The sequence below is a fragment of the Bradyrhizobium sp. A11 genome, assembly GCF_042077125.1.
In the GTDB taxonomy this organism is placed as follows: Bacteria; Pseudomonadota; Alphaproteobacteria; order Rhizobiales; family Xanthobacteraceae; genus Bradyrhizobium; species Bradyrhizobium japonicum_B.
On the sequence record NZ_CP149509.1, the window covers coordinates 2,813,626 to 2,832,890 of the forward strand.

At 64.4% G+C, this 19,265-nt stretch carries 17 protein-coding genes and 1 pseudogene; 6 read left to right on the plus strand and 12 right to left on the minus strand.

Going from position 1 to position 19,265, the window contains the following annotated elements; all coding sequences use genetic code 11:
• Positions 1-142 precede the first annotated feature (142 nt).
• Both WI560_RS12940 and WI560_RS12945 read left to right on the plus strand, forming a co-directional pair.
• On the plus strand, positions 143-988 hold the full coding sequence (locus WI560_RS12940) for a cell envelope integrity EipB family protein (protein WP_257195122.1): 846 nt from the start codon (positions 143-145) through the stop codon (positions 986-988).
• A gap of 212 nt (positions 989-1,200) precedes the next feature.
• The gene (locus WI560_RS12945; RefSeq protein WP_135163700.1) at positions 1,201-1,602 is read left to right on the plus strand and encodes a RidA family protein; all 402 of its coding nucleotides are present in this window, start codon (positions 1,201-1,203) and stop codon (positions 1,600-1,602) included.
• A 2-nt stretch (positions 1,603-1,604) separates the two neighbouring features.
• Here the strand turns inward: WI560_RS12945 and WI560_RS12950 are convergent, their stop codons facing one another.
• The 3 genes from WI560_RS12950 to WI560_RS12960 are packed head-to-tail and all read right to left on the minus strand — an operon-like array spanning position 1,605 to position 3,600.
• Positions 1,605-2,003, minus strand: a complete 399-nt coding sequence (locus WI560_RS12950) for an ACT domain-containing protein (protein ID WP_375308316.1) — start codon at positions 2,001-2,003, stop codon at positions 1,605-1,607.
• Positions 2,003-3,292, minus strand: coding sequence for a DNA polymerase IV (locus WI560_RS12955; protein ID WP_375308317.1), 1,290 nt, complete (start codon positions 3,290-3,292; stop codon positions 2,003-2,005). Before WI560_RS12955 ends, WI560_RS12950 begins: the two co-directional genes overlap by 1 nt.
• Positions 3,289-3,600 (minus strand): DUF3572 domain-containing protein, encoded by a 312-nt coding sequence (locus tag WI560_RS12960; RefSeq protein ID WP_028135907.1) that lies wholly within the window; start codon positions 3,598-3,600, stop codon positions 3,289-3,291. The genes WI560_RS12955 and WI560_RS12960 overlap by 4 nt, the downstream gene beginning before the upstream one ends.
• A gap of 238 nt (positions 3,601-3,838) precedes the next feature.
• On the opposite strand from WI560_RS12960, the gene WI560_RS12965 reads away from it, so the two are divergent.
• Together WI560_RS12965 and WI560_RS12970 are read left to right on the plus strand one after the other, a co-directional pair.
• On the plus strand, positions 3,839-4,204 hold the full coding sequence (locus tag WI560_RS12965) for a response regulator (protein WP_008566616.1): 366 nt from the start codon (positions 3,839-3,841) through the stop codon (positions 4,202-4,204).
• A gap of 14 nt (positions 4,205-4,218) precedes the next feature.
• Positions 4,219-5,592: a PleD family two-component system response regulator gene (locus WI560_RS12970; RefSeq protein WP_375308318.1), complete on the plus strand. Its 1,374-nt coding sequence runs from the start codon at positions 4,219-4,221 to the stop codon at positions 5,590-5,592.
• A 377-nt stretch (positions 5,593-5,969) separates the two neighbouring features.
• On the opposite strand, the gene WI560_RS12975 is transcribed toward WI560_RS12970, so the two are convergent.
• Positions 5,970-6,572, minus strand: a complete 603-nt coding sequence (locus WI560_RS12975; RefSeq protein WP_375308319.1) for a TetR/AcrR family transcriptional regulator — start codon at positions 6,570-6,572, stop codon at positions 5,970-5,972.
• A gap of 130 nt (positions 6,573-6,702) precedes the next feature.
• Between WI560_RS12975 and WI560_RS12980 the strand changes: the two genes are divergently transcribed.
• Positions 6,703-7,941 (plus strand): MFS transporter, encoded by a 1,239-nt coding sequence (locus WI560_RS12980; RefSeq protein ID WP_375308320.1) that lies wholly within the window; start codon positions 6,703-6,705, stop codon positions 7,939-7,941.
• Between the two features lie 154 nt (positions 7,942-8,095).
• On the opposite strand, the pseudogene WI560_RS12985 reads toward WI560_RS12980, so the two are convergent.
• The 5 genes and pseudogenes from WI560_RS12985 to WI560_RS13005 form a co-directional block, all read right to left on the minus strand.
• Positions 8,096-11,294 (minus strand): annotated as a pseudogene (locus WI560_RS12985) (efflux RND transporter permease subunit).
• Between the two features lie 3 nt (positions 11,295-11,297).
• Positions 11,298-12,539: an efflux RND transporter periplasmic adaptor subunit gene (locus WI560_RS12990; protein WP_375308321.1), complete on the minus strand. Its 1,242-nt coding sequence runs from the start codon at positions 12,537-12,539 to the stop codon at positions 11,298-11,300.
• Positions 12,540-12,708: 169 nt separating this feature from the next.
• Positions 12,709-12,972: a hypothetical protein gene (locus WI560_RS12995; protein ID WP_375308322.1), complete on the minus strand. Its 264-nt coding sequence runs from the start codon at positions 12,970-12,972 to the stop codon at positions 12,709-12,711.
• 169 nt (positions 12,973-13,141) lie between these two features.
• On the minus strand, positions 13,142-13,438 hold the full coding sequence (locus WI560_RS13000; RefSeq protein WP_375308323.1) for an ATPase inhibitor subunit zeta: 297 nt from the start codon (positions 13,436-13,438) through the stop codon (positions 13,142-13,144).
• 206 nt (positions 13,439-13,644) lie between these two features.
• The gene (locus tag WI560_RS13005; protein WP_375308324.1) at positions 13,645-14,526 is read right to left on the minus strand and encodes a LysR substrate-binding domain-containing protein; all 882 of its coding nucleotides are present in this window, start codon (positions 14,524-14,526) and stop codon (positions 13,645-13,647) included.
• Positions 14,527-15,045: 519 nt separating this feature from the next.
• Between WI560_RS13005 and WI560_RS13010 the strand changes: the two genes are divergently transcribed.
• Positions 15,046-16,326 carry an amidohydrolase family protein gene (locus WI560_RS13010; RefSeq protein ID WP_375308325.1) on the plus strand — a complete coding sequence of 427 codons (1,281 nt, stop codon included), beginning with the start codon at positions 15,046-15,048 and terminating at the stop codon, positions 16,324-16,326.
• 224 nt (positions 16,327-16,550) lie between these two features.
• On the opposite strand, the gene rpmG is transcribed toward WI560_RS13010, so the two are convergent.
• The 3 genes from rpmG to WI560_RS13025 form a co-directional block, all read right to left on the minus strand.
• Positions 16,551-16,718, minus strand: a complete 168-nt coding sequence (gene rpmG / locus WI560_RS13015; RefSeq protein WP_007603295.1) for a 50S ribosomal protein L33 — start codon at positions 16,716-16,718, stop codon at positions 16,551-16,553.
• 124 nt (positions 16,719-16,842) lie between these two features.
• Positions 16,843-18,168: an LLM class flavin-dependent oxidoreductase gene (locus WI560_RS13020; RefSeq protein ID WP_375308326.1), complete on the minus strand. Its 1,326-nt coding sequence runs from the start codon at positions 18,166-18,168 to the stop codon at positions 16,843-16,845.
• Positions 18,169-18,503: 335 nt separating this feature from the next.
• A complete protein-coding gene (locus tag WI560_RS13025) occupies positions 18,504-19,256 on the minus strand; it encodes an NUDIX hydrolase (RefSeq protein WP_375308327.1) in 753 nt (250 codons plus the stop codon).
• Between the last annotated feature and the right edge of the window lie 9 nt (positions 19,257-19,265).

Sequence of the window (19,265 nt, forward strand, 5' to 3'; positions counted from 1 at the left end):
GGCCCGTATTTGTTGAGATCGGACAGCAGGTTCAGCGCCAAGGGGGCAACTTTACGTGAAACGGCCTCAGTTGCGACGCAATGGAACGGTCATTAAAATGTCGAATCTGCGCTTCGCAGGGACGCGCCCCCAAGGAATAGACATGGTGCACCTTTTCCGGACTTCGCTCGGTGTGATGGCGCTCGCGGCGGCCAGTTTCGGCCTTGGCGAGGGCGCGCTAGCCGCCAACGGTCCGTTCCTGCCGCACCAAGCGCTCTATGATCTCAGCCTGGTGAAATCGCGCTCCAACTCGGTCAACAGCGCGCGCGGCCGCATTCTCTACAACTTCACCGGCAGCGCGTGCGAGGGCTACACCTCCGAATTCCGCCAGGTCTCCGAGCTCGACAGCGGCGAGGGCAAGGTCACGCTCAGCGACCTCCGTTCCAATTCCTGGGAGGACGCCGCCGGCAAGAGCTATCGCTTCAAGATCGAGACGCGCATGAACGAGGCCGATGCCGGCCGGGTCGACGGCATGGCCGAGCGCGACGGCGACCACATCAACGTCAAGCTGAAGCTGCCGGCACCGAAAAGTTTCACCCTCGACGGCAGCATCGTGTTCCCGACCGAGCAGATCCAGCGCATCATCGCCGCCGCCAGGGACGGCAAATCGCTGCTCGAGCTCTCGGTCTATGACGGCTCCGACGATGGCCAGAAGGTCTACAACACGCTGACCGTGATCGGCCAGCCGGTTCCCGCCGATCGCGCCACCTCCGCCGATCCCTCGACGTCGGACGAGCACATGAAGTCGCTCAAGCGCTGGCCGGTCACCGTCAGCTATTTCGACCGCGACGCCCAGCAGAAGGAGGGCGAGCAGACGCCGGTCTATGCGATGGCGTTCGAGCTCTACGAGAATGGCGTCTCGCGTCAGCTCGTGCTCGACTACAACGACTTCGTCATTTCCGGCGCGATGGGTAAGTTCGACGTCAAGGACAGCAAGCCCTGCAATTGAGGGCAGAGCTCTTCCTGCGCGACCAGTGCCGTAGGGTGGGCAAAGGCGCGCACTTCGCGCGCCGTGCCCACCACCTTTCAGCAATGGGCAAAATCGTGGGCACGCTTCGCTTTGCCCACCCTACGCGACCAATCTTCGCAGTGGCAGACTAGCTCTCGTCACACTCCCCAGCTACGCTCCTCCCAACCAGAAACCTCAGGGAGGCAAGCACCATGCCCAAGCTCGACCATCTCCGACCCAGCGGCCTGCATCACAATCCCGCTTATTCCCACGTCGTCACCGCCTCAGGCGCGCGCACCATCTACATCTCGGGCCAGGTCTCGGTGGACGAGGAGGGCCGGATCGTCGGCGAGGGGGATATCGCTGCACAGACCACGCAGGTGATGCAGAACCTCGGCCACGCGTTGAAGGCGGCCGGCGCGAGCTATTCCAACATCGTCAAGATCACGACCTTCGTTGTGAACTACAAGCCGGAGCTGCGGCCGATCATCGGCAAGGCCCGCTCGGCCTTCTTCGAAGGCATGGAGCCGCCGGCGTCCACGCTTGTCGGCGTCTCCGCGCTCGCCGCGCCGGAATGGCTGATCGAGATCGAGGCGATTGCGGTCGCGGATTGAACTTACTCTGCTGACAGCTCGTGTAGAACCGCCATCGCGTCGTCCGCCCTGTCAACGGGCACAAAGAGATGGTCATGATGGAAGGCCGAAACGGCATTCACGCTGATGCCGGCTTCGGCGAGGCGCGCCGTGATCGCCGCGAGGAAGCCGACAGCGTCGAGCGCGGAGTGAACCGTCAGGGTGATCAGGCGCGAAGCGAACGCATAGCGCAGTCCCGCGGCTTCAGCCTCTTCACGAGGGATCACCAGCGTTGTGCCTTCCTGCTCGCGAAACGTCAGCAGGGGGCTGATCGCCGCCGGAATGCGCTCATTTGCCGGGATCGTGCAGAACACGAAGATGCCCGGCCGCAGCTCCGGCTTCATGCCTCGCAGCAGCACCTGGAGATCGCGTTCAGCCGTCATCACTCCGGTGCCTTCTCCGGGCCTTCATAGGCGATGCCGCGGATCACCGCGGCGCTGCCGAACTTCTTGCGCAGGCTGTCCACCGCGCGCTCGGCGTGGGCGGCGCGGCGGTCGAGCATGTCGGTGTCGTCGGCGGGCGAGCCCTCGCGCAGCGCGCTGACGCCGGCGCCCATCAGGCGGAAAGCGGTGCCGTCGATCTCCTTCGCCAGCATCTCGCGGCAGATCGAGAATATCTTCGCGGCGAGCTGCGTCGGGACGGCGATCGACTGCGAGCGCGTGCGCTGACGAAAGTCGGCGGTCTTCAATTTCAGCGTGACGGTCGAGCCGGCGAGTTCGCTGCTCTTCAGCCGCGACGAGGTCTTCTCGCACAGCCGCCACAGGATCCTCTCCAGCGCCGCGAAATCGCGGATGTCGGTCTCGAACGTGGTTTCGCTGGAGATGGTCTTGGCGCCGCGGTCAGGCTCGACGCGGCGGTCGTCGATGCCGCGCGCGAGCCGCCACAGCCTGCGGCCGTCGCTCGGAAACTGCCGCATCAGCTCGATCTCGTCGGCCTTCTGCAGGTCGGCGATGACGCGGAAGCCGCGCTGCACGAGGCGCTCCTGCGTGGCGGGGCCGACGCCGAAGATGAAGCCGACCGGCTTGTCCGCCAGCATCATGCGCGCCTCCTCCTGATCGAGCGCGGCAAATCCTCTGGGCTTGTCAAGGTCGGAGGCGATCTTGGCCAGGAACTTGTTGCAGGACAGGCCGACCGAGACGGAGATGCCGATGTCGCGCTCGACCTCGCGGGCAAAGCGCGCCAGCACCTTGGCCGGGGCCATGCCGTGCACACGCTCGGTGCCGGAGAGATCGAGGAAGGCCTCGTCGATCGACAGCGGCTCGACCAGCGGCGTCAGCGCCTGCATGGCCTGGCGCACCTCGCGGCCGACCCGGACGTACTTCGCCATGTCGGGCGGGATCACGGTCGCGTGCGGGCAGGCCTCCAGCGCCCGAAACATCGGCATCGCCGAACGCACGCCATAGGTGCGCGCGATGTAGCAGGCGGCCGATACCACGCCGCGCTTGCCACCGCCGATGATGACGGGCTTGTCGGCGATGTCGGGGTTGTCCCGCTTCTCGACCGTCGCGTAAAAGGCGTCGCAGTCGATATGGGCGATGGTCAGGGTGGACAGGGCGCGGTGGCGGACGAGACGGGGGGAACCGCAGGCCGAGCAGCGCCGCACCGCCCTATCAAGATCGGCCAGACAATCCCGGCAGAAGCAGCGGGGCCCGGCCGGGTCGGGGACGGTCACGGCACGTCGCGCTCCCAGGAGGGGTCGCCGAGCGAGTCGCCGAGGACCTGCCGCGCTGCGGCAACGTTGGTCGGGTGCAGCTCGACCGAGCCGGCAAAGGCCTTCACGGTGGCGTCATCGCGCATCACGAAATCGAGCACGCTGAGCAGGAAATTGGGGTCCGCGGCGGCATTGCGCAGGGTCTCCGGACCGACCCCTGTCTCGGCCAGGAACAGGCCCAGCCGCTCGGGCTCGCTTGCGACGAAGGACAGGGCCTGAATCGCAACGATTTCAGCGACTTCGCGGGGGTTGTGAACAGGCTTTTTCAAGGGGACGGTTTGCCTTTCCGTTAACTTTCGGTGTCTACTTTGCATCATGCCCGAGTCTCGCCCCTGAGTCTTCCGACCCCAGACAAGCAACTGGAAACCACATCGCAGAAAGTCGACCCTCGGGTTTAACGAAACTCAAGCGAATCTGAGGCTAGTTTGAATCCAGTTTTCGAAACGCCGGAAAGCGGCGTCTGAGGCGTCACATGTATCGGTCCTGCGGACCAATCAGGAGGGCGGGATGGCCAAGACCGTCCTGATCGTGGAAGACAACGAGCTCAACATGAAGCTCTTCCGCGACCTGTTGGAGGCGCACGGCTACCAGACCTCCGGGACCAGCAACGGCTATGAGGCGCTCGACCTCGTTCGCAAGATGCGGCCCGACCTCGTGCTGATGGATATCCAGCTGCCGCAGGTCTCCGGGCTGGAGGTGACCCGCTGGATCAAGGACGATCCGGAGCTGCGTGCCATTCCCGTCGTCGCGGTCACGGCGTTCGCGATGAAGGGCGACGAAGAACGCATCCGCGAGGGCGGCTGCGAGGCCTATTTGTCCAAGCCGATCTCGGTCGGCAAATTCATTGAGACGGTCCGGCGTTTTATCGGATAGGAAGTGAGTTCACAGTGTCTGCGCGTATCCTGGTCGTCGATGACGTCCCTGCCAACGTCAAGCTGCTAGAGGCCCGCCTTTCCGCCGAATATTTCGACGTGATGACCGCCTCGAACGGCACCGAGGCGCTGGCGATCTGCCATCGCGCCGAATGCGACATCATCCTGCTCGACGTGATGATGCCCGACATGGACGGCTTCGAGGTCTGCCGCCGCCTCAAGTCCGATCCGGCCACGCATCACATTCCCGTCGTCATGGTGACGGCGCTCGACAGCCCCTCCGACCGCAATCGCGGGCTCGAGGCGGGCGCCGATGACTTCCTGACCAAGCCCGTTTCCGACGTCGTGCTGATCGCGCGCGTGCGCTCGCTGACGCGGCTGAAGATGATGACCGACGAGCTGCGAATGCGCGCCATCACCTCGCTCGAGATCGGCATGCAGGCGCCCGAGCGCAGCGCCGTCTCCGACACCGGCAAGGGCGGCCGCATCCTCCTGGTCGACGACCGCGAGTCCTCCTACGAGCGGCTGGCGACGATCCTCGCCGCCGAGCACACGATTGACGTCGAGCCGAACCCGACGGAGGCGCTGTTCCACGCCGCCGAGGGCAATTACGACCTGCTGATCGTCTCGCTCGACCTCAACAATTTCGACGGCCTTCGCCTCTGCAGCCAGGCGCGCTCGTTGGAGCGCACGCGCCACGTGCCGATCCTGGCCATCGCCGATCCCGAGAACTCGACGCGGCTGCTCCGCGGCCTCGAGATCGGCGTCAACGACTATCTGCTGCGCCCCATCGACAAGACCGAACTGCTGGCGCGCGCCCGCACCCAGATCCGCCGCCGCCGCTACACCGATCATTTGCGCGACAACGTGCAGAACTCGATCGAGATGGCGATCACCGACGCGCTCACCGGGCTGCACAATCGCCGCTACATGGAGAGCCATCTGGCAACGCTCGCCGAGCAGGCCTCAACCCGCGGCAAGCCACTCGCGCTGATGATCCTGGACATCGACTTCTTCAAGTCGATCAACGACAATTACGGCCACGACGCCGGCGACGACGTGCTGCGCGAATTCGCGGTGCGGGTGCGCAAGTCGATCCGCGGCATTGACCTTGCCTGCCGCTACGGCGGCGAGGAGTTCGTCATCGTGATGCCGGAGACCGATCTCCACGTCGCCGGCATGGTCGCCGAGCGGCTGCGCCGCTCGATCGCGGGCGAGCCGTTCGCGATCCACAAGGGCGCCAAGCGCATCGAGGTCACGATCTCGATCGGCCTCACCACGCTGGAGCGAAAGGGCGAGGCGGTGGCCGACGTCCTCAAGCGCGCCGACACCGCGCTGTACCGCGCCAAGCACGACGGCCGCAACCGGGTGGTGTCACAGGCGGCGTGAGGGCCGCCGGACACAAAAATTGCGAAAACAACCCCATGCACAGTAGCCGGCGCCAGTCGGATCAATGACTTACGGGGGTGGCAAGAATCGCATTTGCGCCTCGCACGCTCGTTTGATCTGTCGGGCAAAACAGGAGCATGGTGGTAAAATGGAGTCGCGGGATGAATGCTGTGGCAACAGCCTCAGCCGTCATCCCGGACAAGCGCGCCTCAAGCGCGCGCCGATCCGGGATCCATAACCCCAAGGGGTTGTCGCGCGAGCTGGTCACCACGAGTCTTCGCCAAATTGCTTCCTGTGGTTATGGATCCCGGATCTGCGCTTCGCCCTGGATAACGCTACGCGTTGCCACGAGCTGCGCTTGTCCGGGATGACAGTGATCATTGTGGCGCCGGCTTGCGTCCCTTTGCCTTCGTATCATCCCCCACATCCACCCCTGCATTCCGTAACAGCACCTTCGCCGCTTCCTTCGCGGCCCGTGCCATCGCCGGGTCGTCACGGACGAGATCCTGGGCGATGGAGCCGTCGACCAGCAGCACGAGCTGGGTCGCGAGCGCGTCCGCATCAGCCACGCCGAGCTCGTTCAGGCGGTCGCGAAACCAGAGGCGGCGGCTTTCCTTGAAGGCGACGGCGATCTTCTTCACGGCGCGGTCGGCAGGCCCCAGCTCGGCGACCGCGTTAACGAACGGGCAGCCGCGAAAATCCTTCGCCGCAAAACGCCGCTCCAGCGAATCGAAGGTGGCGAGGATCTGCTCGGCCGGCGGCTTGTCGGAGGGGGATGCGTGCACGAAACGGCGCTCGAGATAGGCCGCGATCAGCGCGTCCTTGGACGGGAAGTGGTTGTAGAGCGTGCGCTTGCTGATGCCGATCTCGGCCGCGATGGTGTCGACGCCGATCGCGCGAATGCCTTGCAGATAGAACAGCTTGTCGGCTGTCTGGAGGATCCGCTCTTTCATCGTCTGTGGGGCGGGCGGGGGAGCCATGCGGCAGAATGCGTCCTGTTCGCTTGACAGCACCCGCCAAGCATAGCCTAAGTACACAGGTCTGTGTAACCAAAATCAGCGGCAAAAGCGGACGACGGCATGTGCGCCGTGCCCAAAAGGGAGAAGAAAAATGCCCCTGCTGCAGGTCCTGCGTCCGACCTTGCCGATCCTGATCGGCGCTTCGATCATGCTGACGCTGAGCATGGGGCTGCGGCAGAGCCTCGGCATCTTCATGCAGCCGCTGACGCGCGATATCCACATCTCGATCTCGGATTTCACGCTGGCGCTGGCGGTGCAGAACCTCGCCTGGGGCTTTCTGCAGCCGCTCGCCGGCGCGATGACGGCGCGCTACGGCTTCCGGCCAGTCATGATCGTCGGCGCATTGCTGTACATCGTCGGCCTCGCGCTGATGGCGACTGCGAACGGGCTTGTCAGCATCATGATCGGCGCCGGCGTGCTGATCGGGACGTCGCTGGCCTGCACCGCGGCCGCGATCGCGATGTCGGTGGCGGCACGTGCGGTCCCTGCGACGGTGCGCTCGACCGTGCTCGGCATCGTCTCCGGCGCGGGCTCGCTCGGCGCGTTGTTGTCGGCGCCGATCGGGCAGATGCTCAACGAGGGCTTTGGCTGGCGCGTCGGCCTTGCCGGCTTCGTCGTCATGTCCGTGCTGATGATCCCGGCGGCGTGGTACGCCGGGCGTGTCGACCAGGTGCCGTTGCCGAAGCCGGCCGCCGACGAGATCGACGAAGCCAGCGCGGTGACCGCGGCAAAAACCGCGTTCGGGAATGCCTCCTTCGTGGTGATGACCTGCGCCTATCTGGTCTGCGGCATGCAGCTGGTGTTCCTCACCACGCATCTGCCGTCCTATCTGGCGATCTGCGGCCTCGATCCGATGCTCAGCGCGCAGACGCTCGGCATGATCGGCGGCTTCAACGTGCTGGGTTCGCTGTTCTTCGGCTGGGCCGGCCAGCGCTGGAACAAGCTGGCACTGCTGGGCGGGATCTACATCCTGCGCTCGCTGGCGCTCGCCTGGTACTTCATGCTGCCGGCGACGCCGTTCTCGACGCTGTTGTTCGGCGCGATCATGGGCTTCCTGTGGATGGGCGTCGGCCCGCTGGTCGCGGGCGCGGTCGCCGAGATGTTCGGCCTGCGCTGGCAGGCGATGATCCAGGGCCTCGCCTTCATGAGCCACCAGATCGGCAGCTTCCTCGGTGCCTACGGCGGCGGCGTGCTCTACGACGCGCTCGGCTCCTACACCATGGCCTGGCGCATCGGTGTGGCGCTCGGCCTTGCCGGCGGCATCGTGCAGGTGGCGTTCGCGCTGGTCAGGCCCTCGCAGCCGCCGGCGCCGGTGCTGCGGACGGCGTAGGCGGGAAGGGGCTCACGATCGTCCGCTCTTGCCGCCCGCGCCGTTGTCTCACCGCCTGAAGATGACGACAAGCGAGCGGCTACGGCGCGCGAGCCGCCGCGATGTCTGCCGTCTGTGGAAGAGCGAGCCTTGCCCCGGCGGGTTTACGCGCGCTTTACCTGGCAACCTCGCTGATTGCCCGCTGCGCCGATGTGGGGCGGGCCGCTTCCGGTGAGGGGGGCTGTTCCGGCATGGCCATTTCGGTGGCGAGGTTCTGCTCCGGCACATTCGCGAGGAGCACACGTTCACTTATGGGCAGGCCGAATCTCGCATACAGGACGGGCAGCAGCAGCAGCGTGAGCGCGGTCGCCGTGACGAGTCCACCGATGACGACAATGGCGAGCGGCCGCTGGATTTCGGCGCCGGGTCCGGTCGCAAAGAGGAATGGGACCAGGCCGAGCGCTGCGATGGAGGCGGTAAGCATCACCGGCCGGAGGCGGCGCTTGGCACCTTCCATGACCGCCTCCGTCAAGGGCAGCTCACCGCGCTACGACCTCGTTGATGTAGGAAATCAGAACCACACCGTTGAGAACCGCGATTCCCATCAGGGCGATGAAGCCGACCGATGCTGGAACGGACAGAAATTCGCCCGAAGCCCACAGGGCGACCACGCCGCCGATGGTGGCGAACGGCACGTTGCAGAACACCAGAACCGCCTGGCGCACCGAATTGAAAGTCAAGTACAGCAGCAGGAAGATCATGGCGAGCGCCATCGGGACGACAAGCGCGAGCCGGGCCGATGCACGCTGCTGGTTTTCGAACTGGCCGCCCCAGACCAGGGTATAGCCGCGCGGAATCTCGAGCTTGCCGGCGACGGCAGCCTTCGCTTCGTCTACGAAGCCAACCAGATCGCGTCCTCGTACGTTGCTCAGAATGGTCGCGAAGCGCTGTCCATCCTCCCGGATCACCTGGATGGGACCGTCCTCGACGCGAACCTCCGCGATCTGCGACAGCTCCACGGTCCCTCCGCCCGGCAGCACGATCGGCACGCGCGCGAGGTCGGATGCCGAGGCCCGCTGCCGTTCCTCGCCGCGAACCACCAGCGGCGTGCGAACCTGCCCCTCCAGGACGACGCCGAGATCGCGTCCATCCACCCAGACGCGAATTGCCTCCTGGACCTGTTCGGCGTTCAATCCAAATCTGCCGGCCTGGGCGCGGTCGACCGCGACCGTGAGATATTTCATTCCGGCATTGCGAAGGGCGAACACGTCCACGGCACCCGGAATCTGCTGAATGACCCCGGCGATGTCCCGCGAAAGCCGGTTGAGCGTACCGATGTCGTCGCCCAGGACCTTCACCACGACGTCGCCGCGCGCGCCGATGATCATTTCCTGGACGCGCATATCGATCGGCTGCGTGAACGCGTAGACAATGCCTGGGATGGAGTCGAGCACGCGCCTGAGTTCGCCCAGAAACCACTGCTTGTCGGGATTTGGCCACTCGGATTTCGGCGCTAGCGACATGAACATGTCGGTCTCGTTCAGACCAACCGGGTCGATGCCGAGTTCATCGGCGCCGGCGCGGGCCATGATGCCCTTGATCACCGGGATTTCCGCAATCAGCACCTGCTGGATCCGGAGATCTGTCTGCGCCGCCTCTTCGACGGAAACCGTGGGAAACTTGCGGATGGTCACGACCGGCGTGCCCTCGTCCATGACGGGCATGAAGGTCGCGCCAATTCGTGGAAACACGGCTCCGACCGACGCGATGCCGAGGACGAGCCCGATCACGAGGACGAGGGGACGCCTCATGACATGAGCAAGCGCGGGGTCGTAAACGGCGTGAAGCTTGCGCACGAGCCAGGGGTCCTTGGCCGAGCCCGCACGCAACAGATAGGTCGACAGTGTCGGGACGACCGTCAGCGAAAGCAGCAGGGCCGCACCGAGCGCGAAGGCGATGGTCAACGCCACCGGACTGAACAGGCGCCCCTCGAGTCCCTGCAACGAGAGTAGCGGCGTAAACACCATGACGATGATGGCGACGCCAGACACCAGAGGCAGCGCGACTTCGCGCGTTGCCTCGAAGGTCAGCCAGAGGCGAGTCTTCAGATCCGGGTTTTGCGCGTGCGCGAGCCGATGCTCGACATTTTCCACGACCACCACGGCGCAGTCCACCAGAAGCCCGATGGCGATCGCGAGGCCTCCGAGCGACATGATGTTGGCCGACCAGCCGAACAACCGCATGATGCCAAAGGTGATCAGCACAGCGAGCGGGAGAATGACGGATACCACCAGCGCCGAACGCAGATTGCCCAGGAACACGAGCAGCAGGATCACGACCAGCGCAATCGCTTCCAGCAGCACCTTCTGGACCGTCCATACGGCTTGACCGATCAGCTCGCTACGATCGTAGAAAATCTCGATCCGGGCGCCCTCAGGGAGCAATGGTTTGAGCTCCTCGAACTTCGCTTTGACGCCGTCCACGACTGTGCGGGCATTGGCGCCCCGCAGGCCCAGGACCATTCCCCAAACGGTCTCTTGCTCGCCGTTGGTGGTCACCACGCCATTGCGGGCGAGCGAGCCGAACCGAACGTCCGCCACGTCACCGACCCTAACGACGGACGAATTCCGCGACGTGACGATTATATTTCGGATATCGTCGAGTGTCCGGATGCGGCCTTCCGACCGAACCAACAGGGCCTCTTCGCCGTTGCGGATCCGTCCGGCGCCGTCATTACGGTTGTTGGACCGGACCGCGTTTTCGAGCACTTCGGTCGTGATTCCACGCGCGGCCATCGCTGCGGCCGAGGGGACGACTTCGAAGGTCCGCACGAAGCCGCCCAGCACATTGACGTCCGCGACTCCGGGAAGGCCGCGCAAGGCGGGACGGATGGTCCAGTCGACCAGGAAGCGCTTCTCCTGGGGGCTCAGTACGTCGGACTGGATGGTGAACATCACCATCTCCGCCAGCGGGGTGACGATCGGCGCGAGGCCGCCGTCAGCGCCGGCGGGCAACTGGTTGCGCACGTCCGACAGCCGCTCGTTGACCTGCGCACGTGCCCAGAAGACGTCGGTTCCGTCGGCAAATTCGAAAGTCAGCAGCGCGACCGAGTAGCGCGTCGTGGACCGCATCTTGACCAACTGCGGAATCCCGCGCATGGCCAGTTCGATCGGTTGTGTGATCCGGCCTTCCAACTCCTCAGGCGTGAGTCCAGGAGCTCTCATGGAGACCAGAACCTGAGTCGGGGCCACATCCGGGAACGCGTCTATCGACAGTTGCCGGTAGGCGTTGGCGCCCCAGATCGCCAACGCCATGGCGCCCAGAGCCACGAGAATGCGCTGCTTCAGCGCACCGTTGATGAGCCCTGTCCACATGGGTCAGCCCTTGTCCGCCGCGGCGAGTTCGGACAGAAGCGCAATCAGCCCCCGATCGGCGACCAGATCGTCCGGGCCTAAGTCGGCTCGGATCGACGAACGTGCCGACGACTCAGACAGAACCTGGACCGGGCGCGCGACAAAGCCGTCCTTGTTGCGAATGAAGACCCAGCTCCGGTCGCGGTGCCTGATGACCGCTGCAGCCGGGACCGACCATTGCGTGCCCGGACCCAGGTCGAGACGGATGGTCGCCGTGGTCACCAGCCCGGGCCGTACGCTCCCTCCGTTGGAGTCGATCTCGGCCACGGCGATCGCCGATTGGGTTTGCGGATCGACGGTACGGGCGATGCGTATCAGGCGACCGCGCGCGCCATGGGCCGGAAGCACGACGGAGGCGCCCGTCTTGAGCGCCGAGAGGCGCGAGGCCGGCACCTGAATGTTGACCCACAGCGGATTGAGACTCGCGATCGTATAGAGGGGAGCGGCGGCATCGACACGTTCGCCCGGTGAGACGTGCCGCTTCACGACCATCCCGCCGACCGGTGCATGAACGGTCACGGCCGGAACGATCTTTCTCGTACTCTGCAAGGACGCGATGTCGGTCTCAGACAGCTCCATCAGCGCCAGTATCTGCCGTCGCTCATCGAGATGCGCTTTCGCATTGGCAGCCGAGGTCTCTGCCGTCCGCAACTCGCGCTCGGGAGCGGCGCGCCCTTCGAAGAGCTGCTGCATTCGCCGCAATCGATCAGCGGCCAGAGCCTCGTCGGACAGCGCGGCGAGAAACTGACGCTGAGCCTCGACGATCTCCATGGAGCGTAGTTGCGCGACGGCGTCGCCGGCATTCACGGGTTCGTCCGCAGCAACCAGCATCGACTCGACCAAGCCGTTCGCAGGCGCCGCGACAACCCGCATCTGCTGGGGCGGAATGGCGACAGTACCGGGGAACGACAACTCGATTTCCGGCTGCTCCTTGTCCGGGCGTGTGGTGGTGATCCCGGCGAACCGAATCTCCCGTTCGTCCATCGAAATCGCGATTTCGGCCTCTGCGGCGCGGGGCTGGGCTTGGGGCGTCATCGCGAGCGCCAGCACCAGGCCTGCCAGCGCCGGATGCCGGAGAGACCGCCGTTGCCCGGATATATCCACATGTCCGACATGATCGGGCGCACCCGTCGTCTCAGGCGATCGCCTTCGCGAACTGAGAGCAAATGCGATGACATTGCGGAAGAGTTCGACGAACGGGTTCATGACCTTCTTCATTCCAAATGGGAGGCATTGAGCTGCCAAGACCCTGCGAGTGGTATCGGACGGTGGGTGAGCCGCCACCGACAGGCGCCTTTCGTGGACGATCGGCAGACTTCCCGACACGCCGATTGGTGCAGCTGGCACGACTGCCGATCGGGAGCCTGGCTCACGCTCAATCCGCGGGTTCATCCTTCGGACAAGCGCGGATATTGGACCGAGCGAGCCTGGCGTCGGCGAGCGATTTGTACGGACCGCTTCCGAACCAGATGACGACACCATCGATGGTCGGGTTGGAGGTTACGATTTCGCATGTCTTGGTCGTATGATTGCCCACGACCCAAAATCCGACGTACTCCGGCCAACGCGCGAAAACGGCGGAAGCATTGGCGAAGGTCGCAGCAGCTAACAAGAAAGACGTCACGGCCAGCGACTTCACGGTTCTTCTCCTCCAAGGCAGGTTGATCCGACATGATCCAGAGAGCGGCAGCGCCTGTCGGAAATCCATGAGCTGCAGCCGACTGGCCCCAGGCGCGGCTCGCCAGGCGTTGCGACGCCACTTCGCAGACCGGCCTGCGTTGCCAATTTCCGACGACGTTCGGGAAAAGCTACAGAGTGGCTCGCATCGCCATCTCGCGAAAACGAGCTCGCAACTGCCGATCGCTCATCGGCTTCCCGCACGCCTTCAGGTCGGTTGCAACCTTTGCAACCACGTCATCGTGGCCCGGGCTACGGAGATCGGCGATGTGGACCGCAAGAGCGTAAGCCTCAAGGGCGTCGTCCTTAAGTCCCGCATGCTGTCCGGCCCACAATCCGAAAAGCACGTTTCTGCGGGCGATCTCGCCTTCTCTTGTGTCCTCATCCATCCGTTTCGAGAGGGTGCTCGTGTTCAAATCCAGGGTCATTGTGCCGGCCTTTGTCTATCTCTGTACTCTTGGATAGGGCGCCGACCGAGCGAACGCCAATTGAAACGATCAATGCCGTCGATTGAAGGATTGCACGACCCGGCCGTAGAGCGCGGGATGCCGAGCCGCTGACCTTGTCGGTCCCTGAGTGGCGCCTTCATACGCCCCCGCAGCGCCGATCGTGCGCTCACATAATCCTCGGGGCATCACGTCGGTAATTCTGGCCGCCGATATTCGAGCGAATGTGTGATGTGCTCGGCCAGCATTTCGGCCGCACGGGACAACTTGCCTGGGGAGCGGTAAAGGGCGATTTCAGAATCCGGAAGCTGCGGCAGCTGTTGCTCCGCGCCGACGATCTTCAGCCCCGGCGGCAACATGTCCTTCGATAGTATGGTGATACCCAAGCCGGCGCGAACGGCGGCCTGCAAACCCTCGCTGCTGACACTCGTGTAGACGATACGCCAGTCGCGTCCCTGCGCCTGAAGACTCGCCAATGCTCTCTTGCGGTAGACGTCGGGAGCCGGGGCCAACGCCAGCGGAATCGGACTTCCGGTTTCGAAGACAAACTGAGGCGAGCAAACCCAGACGAGAACATCGCGCCAGACCGGCACTCCCCCCAACGGGGCCTGCGGCTCGCGCTTGATCAGAACGAGATCGTACTCCCCTTTGGAAAATCCCTCGAGAAGGCTGAAACTGAAATTGCAGTTCACGTCGAGCGTGACGCGCGGATGGGCCCTCGCAAAGCGCGCCAGAATGTCGGGCAGATAGACGGTCGCGAAATCCTCCGTAGTCCCGAGGCGGATCGTGCCTTCGATGTCGGGTTCCATGAACCGGGCCCGGGCTTCGTCGGCGATATGCAAGAGCTGCCGGGCATAAGCCAACAGAATCTCACCGTCCGCCGTCAGCAGAACCTCACGCCCGCTACGCTCAAACAACGGCCTCTTCAGATTATCCTCGAGCTTCTTGATTTGCAGGCTGACCGTCGACTGGGTCCGGCCAATGCGCTCCCCGGCTCTCGTGAAGCTGTTGTTGTCGACCACCGCCACGAAGGTGCGCAACAAGTCGAAATCAAAGGGTGGCGTACTCACGATGACCGATCCCCCACACAGTGCTCCGAGCGAATGGCATTGAGCTGAACCGGACCTTCAGCATACGCGAAAATGTGGATTGTCCAAGAAACCATCGTTCCCTCGAGCGATTGATCAGGCGCAATTCCGCTTGCGGCGGGTGGGAGGGTGCGACGCGCGGGCCGCTACCCAGTGGTAGGGCCGATCGGTATCGCGCGGGGGATCGCCGGGGGCATCGTGCGAAAGAGATTTGCGGACAAGATCATCAGAGGCGACGGCCCCCGTGTTAGGGACGAAGTGGTGAATGATGGCCGCATGCACGAAGAACAACCCGGGACGCGGGCGCTTTAGTCGACGCGAGTCCCCTAAGGTTCATGCGTTCTGAAGAATTTTCGTGGCTCGCCATCGCTTGTATGCAGTCATAGGATCAGTCCCCTGGGCGACGTGACTTCAGTTCCGATCCATTCCTTCTGAACGCTGCATTGTTGCAAGGCGGAGCTGCTCGTCGAAGCCACAAACAACAACAAAGGGGGGACCGTCATGTCCGCGTTGTCACGCCGTGATTTCCTGGCACTTTCGACATCCGCCGCCGCCCTCGGCCTCGCCGCGCCGGTGCAGGCCGCGATGGGCCCGAACGATAAATACGATCTGGTGATCCGCGGCGGCGAGGTGCTCGACCCCAGCCAGTCGCTGCGCGCCAGGCGCGATATCGGCATCCGCTGGGGTGTCATCGAAGCCGTGCAGGAAGCGATCCCCGCCGAGCGGGCGCTGAAGAGCATCGACGCGTCGGGCAAGCTGGTGATGCCAGGCCTCATCGATCTGCATAGTCACGTCTATCCCTACGGCTCGGCGATCGGCATTCCCGCCGACGAGCTGGTGCAATTCCAGGCCACGACGACCGTCGTCTCGGCGGGCGATGCCGGGGTCAACAATCTGGCGGCGTTGCGCCGCTTCATCGTGGCTCAGACGCGGGCGCGGATGTACGCCTTCGTCCACATCGCCAACAACGGCCTGTCGGCGTTCCCGGCCGCCGAGCTGTACAATATCGACGTCGCCCAGACCGAAGCCTGCGCAATGGCACTCGCCGAGAACCGTGATTTCCTGCTCGGGGTCAAAGTGCGGATGTCGGAGAACGTGATCTACAAGCACGGGCTCGAGCCGCTGAAGCGCGCCATCCAGGCGTGCGAGATGTGCGGCTGGCCGGCGAAGATGATGGTGCATATCGGCGGCGTCGAGTCCAAGGAGCTGATGTCGCAGATCCTCGATTTGCTGCGGCCGGGCGACGTGCTGACGCACGCCTATTCAGGCGCTCCGAACATGTCCAACGTCTTCACCAACATCGTCCAGGACGGCAAGCTGCTGCCGGCGGCGCTCGCCGCCAAGCAGCGCGGCGTCATGTTCGACGTCGGTCATGGCGGCGGCAGCTTCGATTTCACCGTGGCGGACGTGGCGATCGCTGGTGGCTGCGCGCCGGACACCATCTCCTCGGACATCCACGTCTTCTCCGGCAATTCGCCGGGCATTCCGTTCCTGCCCAACGTGATGAGCAAGTTCATGACGCTCGGCTTCACGCTGGAGCAGGTGGTCGCGATGGCCACCATTGCTCCGGCGAAGATCATCGATCGCGCGCCGAAGATTGGCACGCTGCAAGTCGGTGCGCCCGGCGACGTCGCCATCATGGAGCTGGCGGAGGGGCCGGTCAGCTTCGTCGACACCCGCAACAACAAGAGGGACGGCAAGGCCCATCTCAAGCCGGTCCAGACCGTGATCAACGGGGTGCCCTTCGGGCGGCCCTATCAGGCGCCGTTCGCGGTGAGATAGCGGGCTCGTGCCCCGGACGTAGCGCAGCGTCACTTCGACGGTGCGCTGCAGAGCCCGGGCCCATGTCTCGGCAGTGCGCCGTGTTGCTTTATGGGTCCCGGCTTCTCAGGAGCAGCGCTCCGCGCTGCACCGCGTCCGGGACACGAGCGGAGTTGAAACGAAAACGGGGCCCGAAAGGGCCCCGCAAAAATCTTCAGCGTGTACCGCGATCTTACTTGATCGTCTTACTTGATCTTGGCTTCGCGGAATTCGACGTGCTTGCGCGCGACCGGATCGTACTTCTTCTTGACCAGCTTGTCGGTCATGGTGCGCGAATTCTTCTTGGCGACGTAGTAGAAGCCGGTGTCGGCCGAGGACACGAGCTTGACCTTGATGGTGACCGCTTTGGCCATGTTCTGAACCTCAGAAATATCGGGAATCTGGAGCCGGCCAAACGGCCCGCGTTGGCCGGCAACCTAGCCAGAAACCGCCTGATGTCAAGGTTTTACACCCCGAAAACCACCCAAATCGGGCCGATCAGGCCTCGAAGAAACGGTTTTTCGGCCGCGGCAGGCCCAGATTCTCCCTCAAAGTGGCCCCTTCATACTCCTTGCGGAAAATCCCGCGCTTCTGCAGCTCCGGGACGACCTTGTCGACGAAATCGTCGAGGCCGGCGGGCAGGAACGGGAACATGATGTTGAAGCCGTCGGAGCCGCGCCCGACCAGCCATTCCTCCATCTGGTCGGCGATGGTCTTGGCGGTGCCGACAAACGAGAGCCCGCCATAGCCGCCGACGCGCTGGGCGAGCTGGCGCACGGTGAGCTTGTCGCGCCTGGCGAGATCGACCATGCGCTGGCGGCCGCTCTTGCTGGCATTGGTCTCGGGAATCTCTGGCAGGGGCCCGTCGGGATCGAAGGTCGAGGCGTCGGTGCCGAGAATGACGGAGAGCGAGGCGATGGCGCTGTCGTAATGCACGCGGCTGTCGAGCAAAGCGCGCTTCTCCCGGGCCTCATCGACGCTGTCGCCGACCACGACGAAGGCGCCGGGCAGGATTTTCAGATGTTCGGGATCGCGGCCGACCTTCTCCATGCGGCCCTTGATGTCGGCATAGAGCTTCTGCCCGTCGGCAAGGCTGCCGCCGCCGGTGAACACGGCTTCCGCCGTCTCGGCGGCGAGCTGCTTACCGTCCTCGGAGGCGCCGGCCTGCACGATCACCGGCCAGCCCTGCACCGGGCGGGCGATGTTGAGCGGGCCGCGCACCTTCAGATATTTGCCGTGGTGGTCGAGCGTGTGCATCTTGGCGGGATCGAAGAACAGGCCGCTCTCGACGTCGCGCACGAAAGCGTCGTCGGCAAAGGAATCCCAGAGCCCCGTGACGACGTCGTAGAACTCGCGGGCACGCTTGTAGCGCTCGGCGTGCTCCATGTGATCGTCGAGGCCGAAATTCAGCGCGGCGTCCGGATTCGAAGTGGTAACGATGTTCCAGCCGGCGCGGCCACCGCTGATGTGATCGAGCGAGGCGAAGCGACGCGCGACGTGATAGGGCTCGTCGAAGGTGGTCGAGCCGGTCGCGATCAGGCCGATGCGCTCGGTGACCGCGGAGAGCGCCGACAGCAGCGTGAAGGGCTCGAACGAGGTCACGGTGTGGCTGCGCTTGAGCGCGTCGATCGGCATGTTCAGCACGGCGAGGTGATCGGCCATGAAGAAGGCGTCGAACTTGCCGGCCTCGAGCTTTCGGATCAGCTGCTTGATGTGCGGGAAGTTGAAATTGGCGTCGGGCCAGGCCCCGGGATAGCGCCAGGCGCCGGTGTGGATGCTGATCGGGCGCATGAACGCGCCAAGCTTGAGTTGCCGTTGTGCCATCGCCCGGTGTCCGTTCTTGGTGACGCTCGGGAAGACATAGGGACGCGGCGGAGCTCCGCCATCGGCGGGCGGCGGGAAGATTATTTTGTTTTTCGATGTGCGCTCAGCACAATCTCGTCATTTCAGCCGTCGCCTGCGGCCATCCTTCGAGACGCCCGCCGTTGGCGGGCCCTCAGGATGAGGACTGAAGGCGCGGCGCCAGATTCAACAGGCAAGAATGCAACCTAGCCTCATCCTGAGGAGACCGCGAAGCGGTCGTCTCGAAGGACGAGGCGCGCGCTCGACGGCTGCCAAGAAGCAACTTGCAACGCTTCGGGAATGACGCCGAGAGCGGCTCAGCCCAAAACATCCTTCTGCATCTTGCCGCCGTAGAAATGGAAGAACGGCACCGGCGCGTCGTGGCGGAGCGGGCCGGTGGCAAGGCGGGTGTCGAGCTCGTTGAGGACGTTGCGCGTCATCGGATGCAGGTCGGCGAGCGGCTTCGAGCCGAGCTCGACCCAGACCAGCTCGACCAGCTCGGCTTCGGCATGGATCACGCCGTCGACGCGGTGCGTGATCGCCGAAGCATCCGCGGTGAAGAAGCGCGTGTCGAAGCGCTTGACGCGGCCGGGCGGGGTGATCGCGCGGGCGATCAGGAACAGGCTGGACGGATCGGGCAGCAGGCCCGCATCGGCGAACGGCTTCCACGGGCCATCGAGCTTCGACAGATTGCTCTCGGTCTTGCGGCCGAGACAGAGGCCGGTCTCCTCGCAGGCTTCGCGGATCGCGGCGATCGCCAGCGACTTCGCGCGCGAGGCCGGCGTCTTCGGACTGCCCTTGGCGAGATTGGCCTCCAGCTCGGGCGTGATGGGCGCCGCACAGGGCACGCGATAATCGGCCTTGTCGACGCGCCCGCCCGGGAAGACGAACTTGCCGGGCATGAACACCACCTTGTCGTGGCGCTTGCCGACCAGCACTTTCGGAACGGCGCCGCTGCGATCGACCAGGATCAGCGTCGCGGCATCCTTCGGACGGAAATAGGGATGGTGGTCGGCTTCCTTGCCCTCGTGAATTCTTGCCTTTTCGTCCGCTTGCGACGTGTCCGTCATGTCCTCACC